Origin of the sequence: uncultured Photobacterium sp. (assembly GCF_947502415.1) — a bacterium.
GTDB lineage: Bacteria > Pseudomonadota > Gammaproteobacteria > Enterobacterales > Vibrionaceae > Photobacterium.
The window spans coordinates 128442-149522 of the sequence record NZ_CANMZV010000011.1 but is presented as its reverse complement, the minus strand read 5'-3'; the positions used below and the strand labels follow the sequence as shown (position 1 = coordinate 149522).

The 21081-nt window shown below is 43.1% G+C and carries 15 protein-coding genes; 12 read left to right on the top strand and 3 right to left on the bottom strand.

Features of this window, described 5'->3' with window-relative positions; genetic code table 11:
- The first annotated feature begins 410 nt into the window (after nt 1–410).
- The 8 genes from Q0852_RS13485 (at nt 411) to rmf (ending at nt 15379) form a co-directional block, all read left to right on the top strand.
- Nucleotides 411–5237 carry an NAD-glutamate dehydrogenase gene (locus tag Q0852_RS13485; protein WP_299018737.1) on the top strand — a complete coding sequence of 1609 codons (4827 nt, stop codon included), beginning with the start codon at nt 411–413 and terminating at the stop codon, nt 5235–5237.
- 355 nt (nt 5238–5592) lie between these two features.
- Complete coding sequence (pyrD, locus tag Q0852_RS13480) at nt 5593–6603, top strand: quinone-dependent dihydroorotate dehydrogenase (RefSeq protein WP_299018735.1); 1011 nt, start codon at nt 5593–5595, stop codon at nt 6601–6603.
- Between the two features lie 246 nt (nt 6604–6849).
- Nucleotides 6850–7389, top strand: coding sequence for a cell division protein ZapC (locus Q0852_RS13475; RefSeq protein ID WP_299018732.1), 540 nt, complete (start codon nt 6850–6852; stop codon nt 7387–7389).
- A 1247-nt stretch (nt 7390–8636) separates the two neighbouring features.
- Entirely contained in the window at nt 8637–10775 is a 2139-nt protein-coding gene (gene rlmKL / locus Q0852_RS13470) for a bifunctional 23S rRNA (guanine(2069)-N(7))-methyltransferase RlmK/23S rRNA (guanine(2445)-N(2))-methyltransferase RlmL (protein ID WP_299018731.1), read from the top strand.
- On the top strand, nt 10776–11024 hold the full coding sequence (locus tag Q0852_RS13465; RefSeq protein WP_299018729.1) for a glutaredoxin family protein: 249 nt from the start codon (nt 10776–10778) through the stop codon (nt 11022–11024).
- Nucleotides 11011–12936, top strand: a complete 1926-nt coding sequence (locus Q0852_RS13460; protein ID WP_299018727.1) for an ABC transporter ATP-binding protein — start codon at nt 11011–11013, stop codon at nt 12934–12936. The genes Q0852_RS13465 and Q0852_RS13460 overlap by 14 nt, the downstream gene beginning before the upstream one ends.
- Nucleotides 12936–15029 (top strand): DUF3466 family protein, encoded by a 2094-nt coding sequence (locus Q0852_RS13455; protein ID WP_299018725.1) that lies wholly within the window; start codon nt 12936–12938, stop codon nt 15027–15029. The genes Q0852_RS13460 and Q0852_RS13455 overlap by 1 nt, the downstream gene beginning before the upstream one ends.
- A gap of 176 nt (nt 15030–15205) precedes the next feature.
- Entirely contained in the window at nt 15206–15379 is a 174-nt protein-coding gene (gene rmf / locus Q0852_RS13450; protein ID WP_299018723.1) for a ribosome modulation factor, read from the top strand.
- A 241-nt stretch (nt 15380–15620) separates the two neighbouring features.
- Here rmf and fabA read toward each other — a convergent pair whose 3' ends face one another.
- Together fabA and Q0852_RS13440 are read right to left on the bottom strand one after the other, a co-directional pair.
- On the bottom strand, nt 15621–16136 hold the full coding sequence (fabA, locus tag Q0852_RS13445; RefSeq protein ID WP_299018721.1) for a 3-hydroxyacyl-[acyl-carrier-protein] dehydratase FabA: 516 nt from the start codon (nt 16134–16136) through the stop codon (nt 15621–15623).
- Nucleotides 16137–16205: 69 nt separating this feature from the next.
- Nucleotides 16206–17948 carry a Lon protease family protein gene (locus Q0852_RS13440; protein ID WP_299018719.1) on the bottom strand — a complete coding sequence of 581 codons (1743 nt, stop codon included), beginning with the start codon at nt 17946–17948 and terminating at the stop codon, nt 16206–16208.
- A 299-nt stretch (nt 17949–18247) separates the two neighbouring features.
- Here Q0852_RS13440 and matP point away from each other — a divergent pair, with 299 nt between their 5' ends.
- The 3 genes from matP (at nt 18248) to Q0852_RS13425 (ending at nt 19596) form a co-directional block, all read left to right on the top strand.
- The gene (gene matP / locus Q0852_RS13435; RefSeq protein WP_299018717.1) at nt 18248–18706 is read left to right on the top strand and encodes a macrodomain Ter protein MatP; all 459 of its coding nucleotides are present in this window, start codon (nt 18248–18250) and stop codon (nt 18704–18706) included.
- Between the two features lie 96 nt (nt 18707–18802).
- Complete coding sequence (locus Q0852_RS13430) at nt 18803–19108, top strand: DUF3634 family protein (RefSeq protein ID WP_299018715.1); 306 nt, start codon at nt 18803–18805, stop codon at nt 19106–19108.
- 86 nt (nt 19109–19194) lie between these two features.
- On the top strand, nt 19195–19596 hold the full coding sequence (locus Q0852_RS13425; protein ID WP_299018713.1) for a PPC domain-containing DNA-binding protein: 402 nt from the start codon (nt 19195–19197) through the stop codon (nt 19594–19596).
- A gap of 186 nt (nt 19597–19782) precedes the next feature.
- On the opposite strand, the gene Q0852_RS13420 is transcribed toward Q0852_RS13425, so the two are convergent.
- Nucleotides 19783–19989, bottom strand: coding sequence for a hypothetical protein (locus Q0852_RS13420; RefSeq protein ID WP_299018711.1), 207 nt, complete (start codon nt 19987–19989; stop codon nt 19783–19785).
- 351 nt (nt 19990–20340) lie between these two features.
- On the opposite strand from Q0852_RS13420, the gene Q0852_RS13415 reads away from it, so the two are divergent.
- Nucleotides 20341–21078: a flagellar brake protein gene (locus Q0852_RS13415; protein WP_299018709.1), complete on the top strand. Its 738-nt coding sequence runs from the start codon at nt 20341–20343 to the stop codon at nt 21076–21078.
- Nucleotides 21079–21081 lie beyond the last annotated feature (3 nt).

The following is a 21081-nucleotide window of genomic DNA, read 5'->3' as shown; positions in this document are numbered from 1 at the left end:
TTCGATGTTTTTCATCATTTTTTTAACAATTAGTTTTGTCAATATGAGTAAAAAACTGATGTGAGCTATGTTGCTGTGACATTGTCACGCAAGTTTTATTGCAGTTAGCCATTAGAAAAAATAAGAAAAGAAATAATTGGTTAGACCAATTTACAGAGCGTATGGCTGAACTGTTGTCTTTTGGGGACAAAGCCAGATATTCCGACCACTCAAAATCTTAACCTCAGTCACATATTCGATTTTTTCATCTAGTTCTAGTGTTATTGTCGTAACGCTACCGCAACAAAACGCCCTACAATAGCCTCACGGATAAAATCCGTACCATGCGTGAAACGTCCCATATAACACATGGGATTGATACAAAAAACCTATACTAGATCGATAAAAGTTATAACGATGGAGCATTTGCTATGACCGCACCTGACCCTATAGTGCCGGTACTGCTTGAGAAGGTATATGGCTTAATCCAGGATAAGATTGAGACACCTCAGCAGTCATTAGTAGAAGTCTTTGCTCAAAGATTATTAGGACAATTGGCAGATGATGATCTGCTTCAACGGAATGAATCGGACTTATACGGCGCTGTATTGAGCTTATGGCACCACCTAGTACAAAACAAACCGGACCAAATATCTGTCAGGGTATATAACCCGACATTAAGTCGCTACGGTTGGCAGTCGACACACACCGTAGTTGAAATTGTTACTCCTGACCGTCCTTTCCTTGTTGATTCGGTTCGCATGACCCTAACCCGCCTTGGTATCACCAGTCACTTAATGCTTAATGGTCCGTATTATTTTAAACGCGATGACAATGGCGCGATAAGTGAAGCTTGTGGTAAGGAAGGCGATTTTCAGACCTTATTCCACATTGAAGTTGACCGTCTGAACGAAAAAGACGAAATGAAAGCACTGAAACAAGAGTTAGAACAAGTACTTCAGGATGTCGATTTAGTCGTTAATGACTGGCAATTAATGCATCAGCAAATGAAGGAGATTGTCGAAGAACTCAAAGTTGCTGAATTACCGGTGAATGATGAACACCGTAAGGAAGCGATAGCATTTCTGGATTGGGTTACCTGTCATAACTTTACCTTCATGGGCTATCACCAGTATGACTTGACACCGATTGAAGGTGATTATGAGCTGATACCATGTGAAGAGAAAGGGTTGGGTCTGCTTGGTAAATCGGATAAGACAAGAAAGATGAAATTATCTGAGTTGCCGGAGTCCGCACGAATTGAAGCGCGTAAGCCCGAATTACTTATTCTGACGAAGAGCAATAGCAAATCAAAGATCCATCGTCCGGCATATACCGATTACATTGGTATTCGACGGTTCGACAAAGATGGAAATGTTATAGGGGAGCACCGATTTATCGGACTCTATGCATCCACTGCTTATCATCAGACAGCCATGAATATTCCTCTTATAAGTAATAAAATGTCACGAATTCTCGATAATAGTCGTTACCCTGCGGGCTCTCATTCGTGGAAAGCGCTGAACAACTTACTAGAAACATATCCGCGTGATGAATTGATTCAGGCAAGCGAGAAAGAAATGCTTGATGTCGGTTGCGGTGTAGTACAAATGCAGGATCGTGACTTGCTTCGCCTGTTTGTTCGTCGTGATCCTTTTGGCCGTTTCTTCTCGTGTATGGTTTATGTTACGAAAGAACGCTACAACACAGAGCTTCGCAGTAAAACACAAGAAGTGCTGAAAGAGTCATTCGGCTCAGATCAGCATGTTGAATTCACGACCTTCTTCTCTGAGAGTCCTCTGGCTAGAACTCACTACATTGTTCGTGTTGAGAACAATAACTTTGATGTCGATGTGAAGGCGATTGAGCATAACTTGGTTGAGGCTGCATCATCATGGGATGATCGCCTAAGCAATTCCTTGATAGCAAACTTTGGAGAGAGTGAAGGGACGGTTCTGGCGAAGAATTATGCCCGGGCTTTCCCTCGTTCTTATAAAGAAGAGATGCTACCTGGTTCAGCCGTTGCAGATATTGAGCAATTGGAAAACCTCAGTGAAGAGCGGAAGCTAGGTATGCTGTTCTACCGCCCTCAGGAAGAAGCGGTTGACTCACACTATGTGAAGCTGAAGCTATTCCATCGAGACGAGCCAATCCATCTTTCTGATGTGATGCCAATGCTGGAAAACCTGGGATTGCGTGTTATCGGGGAATCTCCGTATCAAGTAATCACAGCAAGCGGAACGGTCTTCTGGATTCTGGATTTCGCTATGTTACACAATGCCTGCACTGGTATTGACTTGAGTGAAGCCCGTGACCGATTCCAGGAAGCATTCTCTGCCATTTGGCATAACGAATTGGAAAGTGATGGTTTTAACCGTTTGGTATTGTGTGCCGGATTAACTGGCCGCGAGATAACGATTCTACGTGGTTATGCTCGCTATATGCGACAAGTCGGCTTCCCATTCAGTCAGCACTATATAGAAGAAACCTTATCTGGTCATAGCGATTTGGCCAGAGATTTGGTTACGCTGTTTGCCCTTCGGTTTGACGCAGTTAAAAAGCATTCAGATAAAGCTGAACTGGATTTAATCGGCAGGCTCCATAAGAAGTTGGATCATGTTGAAAGTCTGGATGATGATAGGATCATCCGTCGTTATATGGAGATGATCAGGGCTACACAGCGAACTAACTACTATCAGTTAGATGAAAATGGTAAGCCGAAGCCATGGCTTTCAATTAAGCTACGTCCATCAGATATTCCTGATATACCAGCCCCAGTACCGTTCTTTGAGATCTTTGTATATGCGCCAGATATTGAAGGTGTTCACTTGCGCGGCGGTAAAGTAGCCCGTGGTGGCCTTCGCTGGTCTGACCGTCAGGAAGATTTCAGAACAGAAATCCTTGGCTTGGTTAAAGCACAACAAGTTAAGAATACGGTGATTGTACCGGTTGGTGCAAAAGGCGGATTTGTTTGTAAACGACAGCCACAAATGACAACTCGTGAAGAAATTTGGGCTGAAGGGCAACGATGCTACAAACGTTTTATTCAGGCATTGCTAGATGTTACCGACAATATTGTCGGTGGTGAGCTAATTCCGCCAATAAACGTGGTACGACACGATGAAGATGATCCGTATTTGGTTGTTGCGGCCGACAAAGGTACGGCAACCTTCTCTGATTTAGCAAACTCGGTATCAGAGGATTATAACTTCTGGCTGGGCGATGCATTTGCTTCTGGTGGTTCGAATGGATATGACCATAAGCAGATGGGTATTACCGCTCGTGGTGGTTGGGAATCAGTTAAGCGCCATTTCCGTGAGATTGGTATCGATTGCCAGAATACTGATTTTACCTGTGCCGGTATCGGTGATATGGCAGGTGATGTATTTGGTAACGGTATGTTGCTTTCCAAGCATACCCGTTTAGTTGCAGCTTTTAACCACATACATATCTTTATTGATCCAAATCCAGATGCAGCCACCAGCTGGAAAGAGCGTGATCGCTTATTCAAAATGCCAAGATCCAGCTGGGAAGATTATGATCCAAGCTTGATCTCTGAAGGGGGCGGAGTGTTCTCCCGGCGCAGTAAGTCGATCAAACTGACACCACAGATTCAAAAACTATTGGGTACTCGTAAGCAAGCCTTACCACCAAATGAACTTATTCGCCTTATTCTGAAAATGGAGGTGGATCTGTTATGGAATGGTGGCATCGGTACTTACGTCAAGGCTGAAAGCGAAACGGATACTGATGTTGGTGACCGCGCCAATGATGCGTTACGTATTAACGGTAATGATCTGAGAGCCAAGATCGTTGGTGAAGGTGGTAACCTGGGTATGACTCAACTTGGTCGCGTTGAGTTTGCTAAGATTGGTGGACTGGTTAACACAGACTTTATCGATAACGTTGGTGGTGTTGATTGCTCGGATAACGAAGTTAACATCAAGATCCTGCTAAACAGTTTGGTTGCTAGTGGCGATCTTACGCATAAGCAGCGCAATGAAGTGCTTGAGCAGATGGAAGATGAAGTGGGAGAGATTGTTCTTGATGATGCTTATTGTCAGAGTGAATCTATCTCTGTAACACAGCAACAGCAAGTCCAGTTGTTGAAAGAACAAATCCGCTTCATTCATCACCTGGAAAGGGAAGGTAAGCTGGACCGTGCGCTGGAATATTTACCGGATGACGATACGCTGGCCGAACGTGAAAAATCGGGCGTGGGCTTAACTCGTCCTGAACTGGCTGTGTTGGTTGCTTATGGTAAGATGGTGCTGAAGGAAGATCTTGTTAGTGATGAGATCGCCAATGATCCTTACCACAACCGTTTGTTGCCAGCTTATTTCCCGAAAGCACTGCAACAAGACTACCGTGCTCAGATGGAACAGCATCCGCTGAAACAGGAGCTAATTGCGACGTCGTTGGCGAATCAGATGTCCAACGAAATGGGTTGTAACTTCGTAGTACGTTTGCGAGAAGAGACTGGCGCAACCGTTGCTGAAGTTTCATCTGCTTATGCTGTGGGTAGGGAAGTGTTCAGCTTTGATCAGTTCTTTCAACAGATACGCGCATTGGACAATGTTGTTTCGGCAAGCGTTCAGTATGAAATGCTTTATCGTTGCCGTCGCATGCTGCGCCGAGTAACACGTTGGATTTTGCGTAATCGCGATCGGAAGCTAGGTATTGAACAACAAATTACCTTCTATCAACCGATATTGCATAAGCTTCGTGATAGCTTGGAAAGTTACCTTGTAACTGAAGAGGTTCAGGAGCATAACGAGCAAGCTGCGGTTATGGTCAATGAAGGGGTACCGGCCAAGCTGGCGCATAATATCTCCCGACTCAGTAGTTTATATTCAGCATTGGATATTGCTCAGATTGCAAAAGAGCTTGATAAAGACATCGACTTCATATCACGAGTGTACTTTGTTGTCGGTGCTGATTTATCACTGCATTGGTTCCTGAAACAGATCCATAACCAACCTGTTGAAAACCATTGGCAGGCTCTTGCCAGAGCATCTTTCCGTGAAGATCTTGATTGGCAGCAACGCCAGCTGACAACAGCGGTAATTACTAGTTGCCACGAAGGTGAAGAAGCAGAATCTCTGATTGAAACTTGGATGGATGACAATCAGCAGGCACTTCATCGCTGGAATACTGTTCTGGCTGAATTTAAGGTTGGTAAAACACATGAATTTGCCAAGTTCTCAGTGGCATTACGTGAGTTGATGTTGTTGAACATCAATTGTCAGCCAGCATAGGGAATTGAATTACTATTGAAACTTAGTAGTTGAAAGATAAGAAGGCCGCTAAATTTGATTAATTTAGTGGCCTTCTTTTTTCCAAATATAATAAGAAGCTGATGAACGATTAGGGTAGGCCGGATTAGCTTATTGAAATTTAGATGAAATCAAGAAGTTTGGGTGTATTTTGACCGTGCCAACGTAATCGTTTGCAATTTTTTATGGTAGAGAAATTTATTTTTCATCACTAATCCCTTGTAAACAAAGGAGCTGAGCATTTTCTAATGCGAACAACGGAAAATACTCATTGAATTGCAAGGGTAAACTGTGAATAATGTACTCCCGTTTATACGGGGCTTTTTAAGGAGGTACAATGATTTACCGCCTCGCTCGATCCGCTATTTTTCAGCTTGATGCAGAAAAAGCACATGATCTGGCTATTCAGAACTTTTCTCGCTTTACCGGCACTCCTCTCGATCTTTTCTACCGTCAACACGTTCCCGATCATCCCGTTGAAGTAATGGGTATCAAATTCAAAAATCCAGTTGGTTTGGCTGCAGGCCTTGATAAAAATGGTGAGTGCATTGATGCATTCGGAGCCATGGGTTTTGGCTTTGTTGAAGTAGGAACGGTTACACCTCGCCCGCAACCTGGTAATGATAAGCCCCGGTTGTTCCGCGTTATCCCGGCAGAAGGGATAATCAACCGTTTTGGTTTTAATAACTTAGGCGTTGATAATCTGATAGAAAACGTCAAGAAAGCCAAGTATGACGGCGTTATTGGTATTAACATTGGTAAAAATAAAGATACACCAATAGAGAAAGGGGTAGAAGATTACCTAATCTGTATGGAGAAGGTATACCCGTATGCAGGATATATCGCGGTCAATATCTCTTCGCCGAATACTCCTGGGTTGCGTACCCTTCAATATGGTGAAGCGCTTGATGATTTACTATCTCAGCTTAAGCAAAAACAGAAAGAGTTGGCAGAGAAGCATGGTAAGTATGTTCCGCTGACACTAAAGATCGCACCGGATCTAGAAGATCAGGAGATTGTCCAAATTGGCGCAGCATTGATCCGAAATGAGATCGATGGGGTGATCGGAACTAACACTACACTGGATCGTTCTCTGGTTGAAAATATGCCGCATTGCAATGAAGCTGGTGGTTTGAGTGGTCGTCCGTTGCAAAATCGCAGTACAGAAGTGATCCGTCGCTTGGCTGAAGAGCTTGATGGGGCAATACCAATTATTGGGGTAGGCGGTATTGATTCTGCAATTGCAGCTCGTGAAAAGATGATGGCTGGTGCTCAACTTATACAAGTTTATACAGGTTTCATCTACCACGGCCCTAAGTTAGTCAAAGATATCGTAACCAATCTTTAAGCTTTCAGCTTAGCTAACAATATCCGCTAAAAAGTACCTGTCATGATCCTTCTGGCAGGTACTTTTTTATCCAAGCTATATATTTCAATTTTGATAAGCTGCTTTTTTGTCAAATTTACAAGGATCTAATTAATGACAAGCTAATATCTTTCCCCTTTTTTTTTATATCGAGCACAGTAAAATTCTTCTAAAGTTTTTCTAACTTGTTGGATAATCAGTATAAAGAACTGATTTTGGAGCTATTACGTGTTGAAGCCTAACAATTCATGGATGTGGTATTACGACCCAAAGCATGATTCCCTGATGCTCGATCTGGGGGAAAAAATGGTTTTCCGTGTATCCATTCCAACGAAACATCTCGTCACTTCAGCTTACGAGCGAACTGTTTTTACGGTAGATGATGCAAGCGTCTTTCAGATATACAAAGAAAGCCTTGCTCAATTAAAACTTTCAGAACCACGTAGAGCAGAACTCGCTTTGAATGCTGTTGCAGCCAGTCGTTTTCATAAACCCATAATGCCTAAAAGCTGGTTTTTTGAAATTCAGCAAGGGAACTGTGAGCCAGAAAATGGTGACATCGTCACACTACAGGCTGAATCAAACTTAGCAAACTTCCTTGTAATCGAAAATAGCGGCTGCGCAAGCCTATGTATGCTTGCTGATGTGAATTCGCTAGCGCTGAATGCCACCAAAGAGATGGCGTTTTGCGACACTATTAAGGTTATGAATGACCGTATGCAGGCGTTTCAGGGGGAGATACCGCTAAATTTAGCCCTGGTTAGTTAAGAAAACGGGTAAAGTAGGGCAGATCAAGCCTTAATATCTAATCTTAATGCTTCTGTAGTGCAGTTTTCGCATCGCGTGCAATATTATCCCATCGTCTAATAGAGAGTACCCTAAGCGAAGTTTTAGGCTCATTATAATCCTAACTCTACCTTTCCAAGCTTAATCTTAAGTGGCCTAACCAAATCCGATAGATTCTTATTCTTACGCCCCAAACTTAAGTTGTTTCTTAAACCTCACTTTACTGGCTGTAAATATATTCACTCCCTTACGAAGCACATCAAACAAAGTCCCTCAGCAATCTCTGATTAGCACCCTGGTTCATCATTATCTATGTTGAAGAAAGAGGGTGAAATCATAAATAGTCACACCGGAATCAATAGGCCGTACTCGACTGAAAATATCAGTCAACTAAAAGTAAACGCCCTTCGTTGAGGTTAATAAATCGGCTGCAATCAAGACGATAACCTGAAAGCAAGATTTGATAGCAGATGAAGTACATTTATTTTTCTCATTTCAATAGGATGAATATTGAGCGAAATAAGTGATTTTTATCGGGAAATAATAAAAAAATAGTGATTTTTTTTGCCTCTTTTTGTTGTCTATGCGCAAAAAAACACCATCTTTTTGTACCGAATAAAAAGAAAGTCCATCTTGATCTTCCTCTTTTTCCTGCTTTTTGAAATTAAGCAACATAAGTAATATGGGGATAGTTTCCCGGTTGGAAATAGTTTCCTTGTGGGAAATTATCGGTAAGTGTTAGGTAGTTCGTGACTGAGATGTTCGTATGTGAGCGCTTGCATATAGAGTTGCCACGGGTTGATTTTGTTGAGAGCTATATAAGTTTCCCCTTGCATAACAGTCACTTGATGCATTGTTTCTTGTGGTGGATAGTTAATTGCGGCTTGTGCGGACCATACATATGTTGAATGAAGGTACTGACTTTATCCATTGTTCATCGGTGGAAATAATGAGTGGCTAACGGCTTTTAAATGCTATTGTTTCCATACAGAAAGAATTTGAGTGCACTGAATGGTTGCTGCAATGGTGGCTTTTTTAGGGCAACTCAAATCGTAATTGGGGCTCATAGAAAATTGAGCTGATGTGAACTCTATAGTTAGTGCGGAAGTTGTGACGGTTTGTTATCTGGTGTTTTTTTAGCTAAATGACCGTTGTGGTTGTCTTTAGCGTGAGGTTTTTATTTGATTTTCGGTTATAATTCCCGCCAACATAAGTGTGAAAAGAACTCCATGAATCAATATCTAGCTATCACTTCACGAGGTCTTGAGAACCTCCTTGCAGAAGAATTAGAACAACTTGGCGCACAACAGATCCAAGTTGTCCATGCAGGCGTACGTTTTCGTGCTGAACAATCAACGGCTTATCGTTGTTGTCTATGGACACGTATTTCGTCACGAATCATTCAGGTATTAAGTGAATTCAATGTTCGAGATGACATGGATTTGTACCTGGGTGCTGCTGCAATTAACTGGCCAAACTACTTTGGTAGCGATACACGCATTATTGTAGACTTCAACGGTACAAACCGTGAAATCCGTAATAGCCAGTACGGTGCGATGAAAGTCAAAGATGCAATCGTTGACCGATTTACAAAAGCAGATTTGCGTCGTCCAAATATCGACCGTGAGCGCCCAGAGCTGAGAATCCATATGCGCCTATCTGGCGAGAAGGGTGTCCTTGGTTTGGATATGGCAGGTAGCGGTTTGCACCAGCGTGGCTATCGTACTGATGCTGGTAAAGCGCCGTTACGCGAAACTCATGCAGCAGCTTTGGTTATCAAGAGTGGTTGGACAAAAGATAAGCCTCTTCTCGATCCTATGTGCGGCTCTGGTACATTACTTATTGAAGCTGCACTGATGGCGGCTGATATTGCTCCTGGTATTAAACGTAAGCGTTGGGGCTTTGAGTCAATTAAAGACTTCGACAAGGAAGCGTGGCTAGAAATTCATGCTGAAGCGAAAGTTAAAGCCCGTCGCGGTCCTGCCAAGGTAGAAACTAAGTTTTTCGGTCGAGAAATGGATCGTCGCGTTCTGAGTATTGCTCGTGACAATGCAGGTCGTGCTGGTGTTAAAGATCTGATTGATTTTGAATATGGCGATGCAACTCAGCTTACCTGTCCTGAAGATTTTGAGGCAGGGGTTATTCTTTGTAACCCTCCGTATGGTGAGCGTCTGGGAACAACGCCAGAGCTAATTTCTCTATACAGCGAGTTGGGTAACCGTCTGAAGCTTGCTTTTGCTGGCTCGACAGCAGCAATCTATTCAGCATCGAATGAATTGTTAAGCTGCCTGCGTATGCGTGCAGATAAACAGTTCAAATTGCGCAATGGTGCATTGGACTGTGTACTAAAAACATATCTAATCACTGCCGGTGGTGTTAAGCACGTAGAAGGCGAGAAAGAAGGCAAGCTTGAAGATGCCCAGGTTGCACCTGATTTCGCTAACCGACTGAAAAAGAATATTGGCAAGCTGAAGAAGTGGGCAAAGAAAGAAGGTGTTGAGTGCTATCGCATTTATGATGCCGACTTGCCGAACTACAACGCTGCGATTGACCAATATAGCGATTATCTGGTTATCCAGGAATACGCTGCGCCAAAGTCTGTTCCGGAAGAGACTGCCCGCCGCCGGATTATGGACATTCTGCGTGCAACGATTCAGGTAACTGGCGTTGACAGCAACAAGGTAATTCTGAAAGTACGTGAGCGCCAGAAGGGTAAGAGCCAGTATCAGAAGCTATCAAGTGCTGAACGTCACATGACAGTTGATGAGTACGGTGTTAAGTTGAAAGTGAACCTGTACGATTATCTGGATACGGGTTTGTTCCTTGATCACCGTGTAACTCGCCGTAAATTGGGTGAAATGTCTCAAGGTAAAGACTTCTTGAATTTGTTTGCCTACACCGGTTCGGCAACTGTTCATGCCGCTTGTGGTGGTGCGAAGTCAACAACAACGGTTGATATGTCTAATACATACCTACGTTGGGCTCAGGAAAATATGGAGCTAAATGGTCAGGTAGGGCGTCAGCACCAGTTTGTTCAGGCTGATTGTTTGCAGTGGCTGCAAGAAGTTGACGAAACGTTTGACCTGATCTTTATTGATCCGCCAACGTTCTCAAACTCCAAGCGTATGAACCAGAGTTTTGATGTTCAACGCGATCATATTATGTTGATGGAAAACCTGAAGCGCATGCTTCGTCCGCAAGGACAAATTGTTTTCTCGAACAACAAACGTCATTTCAAAATGGATTTTGAAAAGCTTGAGGCGTTGGGCCTGCAAGCGAAAAACATTTCTGACAAAACACTTCCAATGGATTTTGCTCGTAATAAGCAAATCCACAACTGCTGGATCATTACGCACAAGGAAGGCTAAGTGCTAATCACGCTTTATAGCACGGAAGGATGTCACCTCTGCGAGCAGGCCTATGGCCTGCTCAAAGATGCTGGTTTGCAAGAGCGCGTACAAGTGGTGGATATCGCCTTTGATGACGCGCTCTTTTCACGTTACGGCGTCACAATCCCTGTGCTTTCTATTCAGCATTCCGACTCAATATCTGAGCTTGGCTGGCCATTTAACGCAGCCGAGCTTGCAGCATGGTTAAATAGTAATGGCATTAATTAAAATTAGTAACGCACAATTAGCGTACGGCGATCACGCTTTACTTGATGGTGCAGAATTTATTCTTCAGCCAAATGAACGAGTTTGTCTGGTTGGACGTAACGGTGCTGGTAAATCGACGTTGATGAAAGTCATCGATGGAGAAGTGCTGCTGGATGACGGCAGCATTCAGCGCCAGTCAGAACTTAAAGTTTCACGCCTTGAACAGGATCCACCTCGTAATGCAGAGGGGACTGTATTTGATTATGTCGCTGAAGGTTTGGCTGAAATTGGTCACGTGCTACGAGAGTACCACCGCCTGTTGGAGCTCATTACTCATGATCCGTCAGAGTCAAATATCAATAAGCTGGCTCGTGCTCAAGGTAAAATTGATCATGCCGACGCTTGGCAGTTTGATAATAAGATCACCTCTGTACTTGAGCATCTTCAGCTTGAACCTAATACATTGCTCAAAGATCTCTCTGGTGGCTGGCAGCGAAAAGCAGCATTAGCACGAGCATTGGTTTGTGACCCTGATATTTTGCTACTTGATGAGCCGACTAACCACTTGGATGTTTCAACTATTGAGTGGCTGGAAGGTTTCCTTAAAGAGTTCCGTGGATCTATTGTTTTTATCTCGCACGACCGTGCATTTATTCGTTCTATGTCGACGCGTATTATCGACTTAGACCGCGGTAAGTTGGCGTCTTTCCCTGGTGACTATGATAATTACCTGGACGCGAAAGAAGAAATGCTACGAGTTGAAGCGGAACAAAATGCCGAGTTTGATAAGAAGCTGGCACAGGAAGAGGTTTGGATCCGCCAAGGCATCAAAGCGCGTCGTACCCGTAACGAAGGACGAGTACGTGCATTAAAACAGCTACGCCGAGAGCGTAGTGAGCGTCGTGAAGTGGTTGGTAAGGCCGATATGCAGCTTCAGGAAGCCAAGCGTTCAGGTAAGATTGTGTTTGAAGCTGAGCACCTGTCATACAGCTATGGTGATAAGCCAATCATTAATGACTTTAGCTTTAATGTGATGCGTGGTGATCGTATTGCACTGATTGGCCCGAATGGTTGTGGTAAGAGTACCTTGCTAAAAGTGATGCTAGGAAAACTTGAAGCGACACAGGGTCACTTCCATTGTGGAACCAAAATTGAAGCTGCATATTTTGATCAGTATCGTGAAGTGCTTGATCCTGAAAAGACGGTAATGGACAACCTTGCTGACGGTAAGCAGGAAGTGACGGTTAATGGCCGCACTCGCCATGCATTGGGTTATTTGCAAGACTTCCTGTTCCATCCTCGTCGTGCCCGTACACCGGTAAAAGCGTTGTCTGGTGGTGAGAAAAACCGCCTGTTATTGGCAAAACTATTCCTAAAACCTAATAATTTATTGGTGCTTGATGAACCAACGAATGATTTAGATATCGAAACGTTGGAACTTTTAGAGGAAATACTTGCCAATTATCAGGGTACGTTGTTATTAGTAAGCCACGATCGCCAATTTGTTGATAATACTGCCACTACTAGCTGGTTGTTTGAAGGTAACGGTGTTATCGATGAATATGTGGGTGGCTACCATGACGCTCTGGAACAACGTGCAAATTCGCTGACTCAAATTGCGAAAGAGCAGGCAGCTCAAATAGAAGCCTCTAAAAAGAAAGATGAGAATAAACAGCGTCAGGTATCACGCCCTAAAGCCGGCAAGAAGCTTTCTTATAAGCTTCAGAAGGAATTGGAAGGCCTGCCGCAAAAAGTTGAAGATTTGGAAAATGAAATTGCTGAACTACAGGATTTGATTAATGATCCTGCATTCTTCCAGGATGTGAATAATGACACTCAAGCAACGCTAACACGCTTAACCGAAGCAGAAGCAGAGTTTGAGCAAGCATTTGAACGTTGGGAAGAGTTAGAAGCAATGCAAAAGGAATCCTAATGCAACATAAGATGTTAAAGTTATCGACGCTGGCGGTACTTATTGCTGGCGTTACTCAAGCTAATGCTGCGGTGTATAAGGTTGTTGAAGTTGATTCGTCTGGCCATGCTGTAAGTGATGTCATTGCTCTGGGCTATGAGGGTAAGTCTCTAGCCGGTCGCGTAGAAACTTATGCAGAGGCTATCCAAGCATCGCCGCAAGGAGAAAATTGCTTTGATTCGAGTTCAACTTGTATCGCGGATAACTCATTTAAGGTAGGTGGTGAAAGCCGGGTTGGTACAGATGGTATCAACTACCGTGAAGAGGTTGCATTTACGTATGATTTGTATCATGAAGTTAATGATTTAACTGGATTCAGTAGTTTTTGTACCAGCAACCTTGGCTTTAAGACTTGTTCTAAATGGGCTGAGCAACAGTATTATGGTTTAGATGCCACTGAAGGTACACCACATGATGGGGCTGGCTATGGTGGCTTACACCGTGAACATGTTGCTTGGGACAAAAGGTATTATGCAAATGCTTTACCTCTTGTTGAATCAAGCTCAGGCTCTTTAAGTAACTTGTCTCGCCTTAAGACTTTTTCTGCGGAGCCAGGTAAATATGACAATGAAGCCGTTACTCAATTAGGAAGCATTGTTTCTGATGGCAGTCAAGAATCAGCAAATGGTGTTGTGAGTGGCATTGGCGCACTTGAGGCTGGCACTGAATATACTTTTGGCGTTTCAAGTAGTGCTTACTTCTATAACGGCTCGCGCTATGCGCGCCAATTTAACAAACGTGGTTTTATAAACTTTGACACTAACAAATTTGCTTTGAATCCGCCGACATCCAGCTCGACCATTGTAGATAAGATGGGGCAAACAGTTGCTTCTGACGCTGTTGAGTTTGATGGAAAGTTGCTAGTTGTTGGTAGTTCTGCTTTTGACAAAGCCAATTTTGATGATGAACGCAAGTTGCCAAGCAGTAAAAACGACGGTTTTGGGCTAAATCAGGCTACGTACAAAAAATGTGGCACAGATGGCGTAAGCTTCCTTTACTCAAATCGTGAGTGTCAGCATGCAGTTTTCGCTACCGATGCTGCTTTCTGGGTAGTTGATGGTACAACAGCAGCGAATCCGGAAGCGAAATTCTTGGCTAACCGTGTCGATAAAAATAGTAATGCTTATGCAGCACTAGATCCTGACGAGAATGATCGCTCATTTCAGGGAGCTGCACGCGCAGTAGCTATTGTAGATAGTAAGCCTGTTGTTGTCGGTTATTCAACGGACTCTGTTGGTAATAACTCGAATAATAACAAAAATGCTGATTTCTATGCTATCAGTGCAAGTATTTATACGCCTATTGATGGTTTTACCCTTGGTGGAGATAACCAGTGGGAGCGCAAGCTAATCCCGGGGTTGAACATAAAACAGGGTGGTGACCGTAAATACCGTTATACAATCGCTACAGATATCAACAATAAAAACCAGGTTGTTGGTGTTGCTAAGAGTTATTCAGTAGATAACCGCTCTTATGCTGAGACTATTTTTGTTTACGATAATGACAATAAACCGAGTAACCCTAAGATGCTTGATTCGTCTGTCGATAGCTCTGTATTCTTCTCTGGTTATAATGGTTTCGCGGCAGCGATCAACAACAATAGCCAGTTGGTAGGTTGGATCGATTCAGAAACTGCAAACCAAGTTGATGGTCGTCAGCGCCGCCAGCGTGCTTTTACCTATATGGCTGGTGGTGATGTCGAAAACTCACCTCTCAAAGCGAATAAAGCCTGGTTGCTTGATGACCTGACTTACGGTTCTGATTCTGTTGCGACAGCGAATAACGAATTCCGTATTGCCCACGCAACTGACATTAACGATGCAGGTGTGATTTCAGCAACAGCATTCAAGTGTGAGGGCGGTTATAAGAATGATAGTCAGGGCGCCAAGTGTTCAAAAGATGAAAAGGTAGTTGCTGTTAAACTGATCCCAATCCCGGGCGGTGATATCCAGCAGCGTCCTGAGGACAATTCTGCGATTAAACGAAATGGCGCATCCTTTGGTTTGTTCTGTTTGACATTACTTGGCTTGATTGGTTTCAGACGAAGAAAGTAATTTTTTGTCAAAACTGTTCAATTTTCCCTCAGGCTCACAAATTGTGAGCCTGAATTGTTTCTGGGGTTGATCAATGGTTCTGTTTGGCTAATTCTTATAAGTGGAGTCACAAAAAACTCCATCATTATGAAACTGTAATGAATGAAAGAAACCAAATAAGGATGAGGATCGCACTTATGAAGAGACAAAAGCGGGATCGTTTGGAGCGCGCACAGGCTCGTGGCTATAAAGCCGGAATTAATGGTCGTTCCAGTGAAGATTGTCCGTATCAAGCGACGGATGCCCGTACTAATTGGCTAGGTGGCTGGCGAGATGCAAGGGAAGATCTGCAATCTGGCCTCTATAAATAACACTCCCTTCATATCACCCTTATTGAGCCCCTTTCAGGAGAAGGGGCTTTTTCATATCTGTATAACTTCATGGCATCATATGCTGTCTACCGCTAATTTTGGCATGCATAAAAGGTTACAGGGTAGGGATGTCATGGGTTCAGGTTACGCGGTCACATGTTGCCAGCCTGTGGTAAAATTTTGATTGGATAATAAAAAAGGCCGCTTTCGCGACCTTCTTAGATATCATTACGATAGTTTTTTAGAACGTTGAGGTATCTTTAAACAGACCAACTTTCAGATCTTTTGCTACGTAAATCTCTTTACCATCAACGAGAACACGGCCATCAGCCACGCCCATAATCAGTTTACGGTTAATTACACGCTTCAACTGAATTTCATAGGTAACTTTCTTTGCCTCAGGCAAGATTTGGCCAGTGAACTTCACTTCGCCAACACCAAGAGCACGGCCTTTACCTTCACCGCCGACCCAGCCCAGGAAGAAACCAACTAGTTGCCACATTGCATCAAGACCAAGGCACCCTGGCATTACAGGGTCACCTTTAAAGTGGCAGTCAAAGAACCAAAGATCTGGGTTAATATCCAGTTCTGCTTGGATGTAGCCTTTTCCGTGGTCACCGCCTTCATCAGTGATTTTAACGATACGGTCAATCATCAACATGTTGTCAGATGGTAAAGATGGGAAAGATGGACCGTATAGTTCGCCTTTACCACATGCAACTAGTTCTTCGTAAGTATAAGATTGCTGGCGTTTCATCAGACTTATTAAGCTCCTTGAAATGTATGCTGGCAATTTAGCTTACACCTGTACGCCTAACAACTCGGATCAGTTCTGGACAAACCAGTTACGGATATAAGTTAACCAATTGACTTCATTATCATGATCGCCATGATGAAAGTGATCAATTCGCTGCGCTATCTTGGCCAGTAAGGTATCCGTGTCTTCTTTTTCACCACGGAAAGCTTTGCCAGTTAACAATGGTAGGGCATCATCAACGCCTTCTACGGCCCAAAGATGGAATTTACCGGCCCGGATTGCTTCCAGCACCTCATCATTGAGACATAGGTTGCTTAGGTTCGTCTTAGGTAAAATAACGCCCTGCTTGCCGGTAAGGCCGCGGAAAGCACATACCTTATAGAAACCTTCAACTTTTTCGTTGATCCCCCCAACGGCTTGTACACGACCAAATTGGTCTACTGCGCCCGTCACAGCAATCTGTTGGTTGATTGGCTGAACAGCTAGTGCAGATACTAATGAGCATAGTTCAGCTAGCGACGCACTGTCACCATCAACTTCGCAGTAAGATTGCTCAAATACGATAGAGGAGGAGAAAGGTAAGGGTTGGTCTAAATCGAGTGCAGAGCTAACGAAAGCCTGCATGATCATCATCCCTTTAGCGTGGATATTACCGGCAAGCTCGGCTTTACGTTCAACGTCAGAGATATCACCATCACCAAAGTGTACAACGCAAGAGATACGTGCTGGTTCTCCGTACGCTCGAGGATGTCCCGGCATTTCAACGACGGTTAGGCCATTAACCTGGCCAATTTCTTCACCTTTACAATCGATAACAACCTGACCGAGGTGAATGTCTTCAATTGCACGCTCTGGCAGATAAGATTCGCGGTATTCACGGGCTTGTAAGGAGTTTTTGAGGGCTTGCGCAGTAATTTTCTGCCCCTCAGACTCGATAGCAGCTTCACAAAGCAGGTTTTGATGCCAGATAGGGCATAGAGGAACACGAGTTTGGTCTTCGGCATGTCGAGCGCCGGTTTTGAGTACAATTTCCAGTGCGTCTCGATCTGCCAGCTCTGGGAGCTCTGCTTTATGAATGATTTCTTTCAGGTAAGACAGGTACAGCGACATGCTTTCTTCGTTCAAAAGCAGATCTTGCTCGAATTCACCGTACATTGAAAAGCCTGTGGAGATATCCGGCTCGGCATTTTCCAGTTCAGCCATCAGGTAACGGTCACCGATCAGAACCAATTTAACATTGAGTTGTTCTGCTGGTGGAAGGGAATACAACGTCTTTCTTGATGATGGTTGCCACTCAAGAGAGCCATTCATCAGTACACTTTTAAGGCGTGGCCACAGGCTCGGGTTACTTAAAATACTGGTAACGGATAGAACCAGGTAGCCGTTATTGGCTTGGTGAACTAAGCCATGTTTGATTTGCGGCTTAGCTAGCTTGTCATCTTCACTTGGTGGATAAACGGCTCCGAACAGGCTCTGTTCTGTTACGTTCTCGCCCACAACAATGACTGTATTATTGCCATTACCGTTATCGGTTTTATTGCCCGATATCCGTTGTTTCGATTTTTTCTGTTGAGCTTCAGCATCGTAATGAGCCAGCAGCTCGATGACATAGTCGCGATAAACTTTGTTGTCAGGCGCTGTGATACGAAGAACGCGAGGCTGTAAGTCAACGGAGGCAAACCGGCGTACGGCGTCGGTAAGACGATCTTGTAATGTGCCGATACGAGCAGGCATCAGATCGACGTACTTGTCTAGGATAGAGTGAAACTTTGAGTAGTCTGGGGTCATCGTACGCCAGGATTCTTCATGCATAGGCTTGAGCTTTATTTCGTTACTGTGAAAAAGACAGCAGTATAATGGAATCAATGCCCGCATAATAGGCAGGTAATGACGATATTTGTTGGATTTGTCTTTCAGTACAGCTCAGCCATTGTTTACAATAGCGTTGATTCGTTTTGAGAGTCGTGTACCTTGGTATGAGTATTTTTTGATGATAGTTCGAAATGCTCTGAAAACAACCAGTTAATATCAAAAGGTAATTGAGCTTTTAAACACCAGCAGTTACACTGTCACTGTTTGAAGTGTAGCATTATTGAGAATCCTCGACGAATATGAAATATCAGCAGCTTGAAAACCTCGAAGCCGGTTGGAAATGGAAGTACCTGGTAAAGAAATGGAAAGAAGGTGAGTCCATCACCTGTTATGTTGATACCAGCGAGGCAGAAGCAGCTGTACAGGGCTTGCTTGCTATTGAGCATGAACCAACAAAGGTGATCAAATGGATTGCCAAGCATATGTCACCGGATCTTGATAAGAAGCTAAAACAGGCTATTCGTGCCAAGCGTAAGCGCCATTTTAATGCTGAGCAAATTCATACGCGCAAGAAGTCTATCGATTTAGATTTTCGTGTTTGGGAGAGGCTGGCAGAAAAATCCAAAGAATTGGATTGTACCTTATCTGATACGATTGAATATCTTTTGAGTGAAAGCAATAAGTCTGAAATTGCTAGTAAGAAAGTATTGGATATCAAGAATGACCTTCATAACCTGCTAGATATTGATCTCGAATAATCGTCTTAGACTGTCACTTGTTGAACGCATTCTCCGGCAGTCGACTGCTATTTTTAATATACGCTTATAAGAATATCCGCTTAAAGGAGTAAGTGAATGGAATATGTCATTGTATTGGCCATTATTGTGTTCTGTCTTGTGTTTAAAGACAGACCGGTTATGGTGTTGAAGTTTGAAGATGGTGAGCTGACGCATTCAAAAGGCAATATTCCTCATGGCTTCCTGATTGGTTGCAAGGATATTGCTCATAAACAACCGTTTTCCGGAAAAATCAAAGTCTATAAAAACCGTTTTGCGACTAAGCTGGTTTTTTCCAAATCAGTTCCAAGCAAAGTAAAACAGCGCATCCATAATGTTTTCCCACATACAGGCTCAACCAAAAAACGCGGTCGACGCGCTTAACATCACTAGATTGTAAGAAGGCTTCTCCGGAAGTCTTTTTTTGTATAAATATCACCTAAACGTTACTACTTTAATTGGCAACTCTTATGCTTACACCTCATGCATTTCGCCTGACAAAAGGCGTCGATTTAAAACTGGCAATTCTCGATTATATTCAGGCAAATTCAATTAACGCGGGCTCTCTCTTAAGTTGTGTTGGTTGTTTAACGGCGGTGAATATCCGTTTGGCTGATGAGGGGCAATCTCTTGCTCTGGATGGGCCTATGGAAATCCTGACCCTTGCCGGTACATTAACGCCGACACATGTTCATCTTCACATTTCTGTCGCTGACAAACAGGGGAACGTGTATGGAGGACATCTAATGGATGGCTCTATGGTTTCTTATACCGCTGAAGTTTGTTTGGTTAGTTATGAGAACCTGGAATTTAACCGCGAGTTTGATTTAAACACAGGGTTTGATGAGCTGACTATAAATCAAAGCGTTTAAAACGCACTAAGGAAAAACGTTAGTTCTATATTGTATATACATAAAAAATATCCGTATGCAGAAAAGGATTATATGGTGAGTTATCACGAGAAATAGGTCAGGGGAGTATGTTAAAGCGCAAGCCTTAGAAGCAATAGCAGTGCCTGAATCGTTGATGAAAAGAAGCCCTAATTAAGGGCTGTCTGATTATTTTAGGGAATCATTTAAAGCTTGCTTGCTAATTAGATATTGGTTAATCGTTGCTTTTAAAGCCGCAAGCTCGGTTTCAGCCTTAATACGTTTTTCCTTTTCTTCTTCATAGTTCTTACCTAACTCAACAGCCAGATAGCCGCCTTTGATTAAAGCTTTAGTTGTAACATTACTATTAGTCAGGCTTTTTAGTTCTTCAATCATGAAGTAGTGTTTTTCGGTATCTCTTATTGTTATTGCCATATAAAAGGAGGGATTGTTATTTATGATGGCATTCTACCTAAAAACCATTATCCGTCAAATAATTAGATTGCTTTCCTCACGGGCATTATATCCGCCGATCTCTAGTTTTGATTGCATTTTCGGGCCAAACTAACTTCAACCTAATGCACTATAATTTTATTGCTTAAACTCAAAAATACTCCAAATTCAAAAACAAAAACAATCAATCATTCAACTAATTTATAATATCTTGACAAGAGCTGTTGTAAATTTATGCTTTCTGATTAAAATCCTATACATATGGGAATAAAGGTAATAATAACAGTAGGATAGATGTTGAAACGATATGGAAATGAGCTAAGAGAATGCTTTCTGTCTAACAAAAACAGAGAAAAAACAGTGTCAGGCTCGCAAGGGATCGCTATGATCAGCCATGGCAGTGACGTTACAATCAGCGTTAAAACTCCACTAGGACGCTGGTTTCGGGTTGATACAATTTTTATCGGCACCAATAACCGAGATGAAATATTTCTGGAGCTGCCAACACTCAGCAAAGCTGAATTCGATCAGTATTTTTATGATGGTTTTTGGTTAAAAGTAAAGGCGATCTCGGAAAGAGGTGAAGGCGCCATTATCAACTTTAAAACGCAGATCTCACAAATCCTTTTTAAGCCTGTACGTTTGTTAGTACTGGATCTGCCAATGACTGCTGAGCTTATTCAATTGCGCAGTGAACCACGATATGATGTCAGCTTACAGGGAATGATTCCATTATCAAATCGGAAGTTGCTGGTGGATTTTACGGATCTGTCCAAGCATGGCAGTGGTTTTCAGCATGATGTTACCGGCCTTCAGTTTGAAGAAGATAGTTCACTAACCATTGTGGTCCAAAACCCCAATACCGAAGAAGAGTATCACTTATCAGGCAAGGTAAAGAGCAAACATGGACAGCGTAGCGGGGCATTTTATCGCTATGGTTTAATATTTGATGAGTTGGGAAGTCAGCAAGTCAAAAGATTATTGTCAAAGCTGATTTTTGATGGGTCTAAGCTTTCCTTCAAATGCCATTAAATT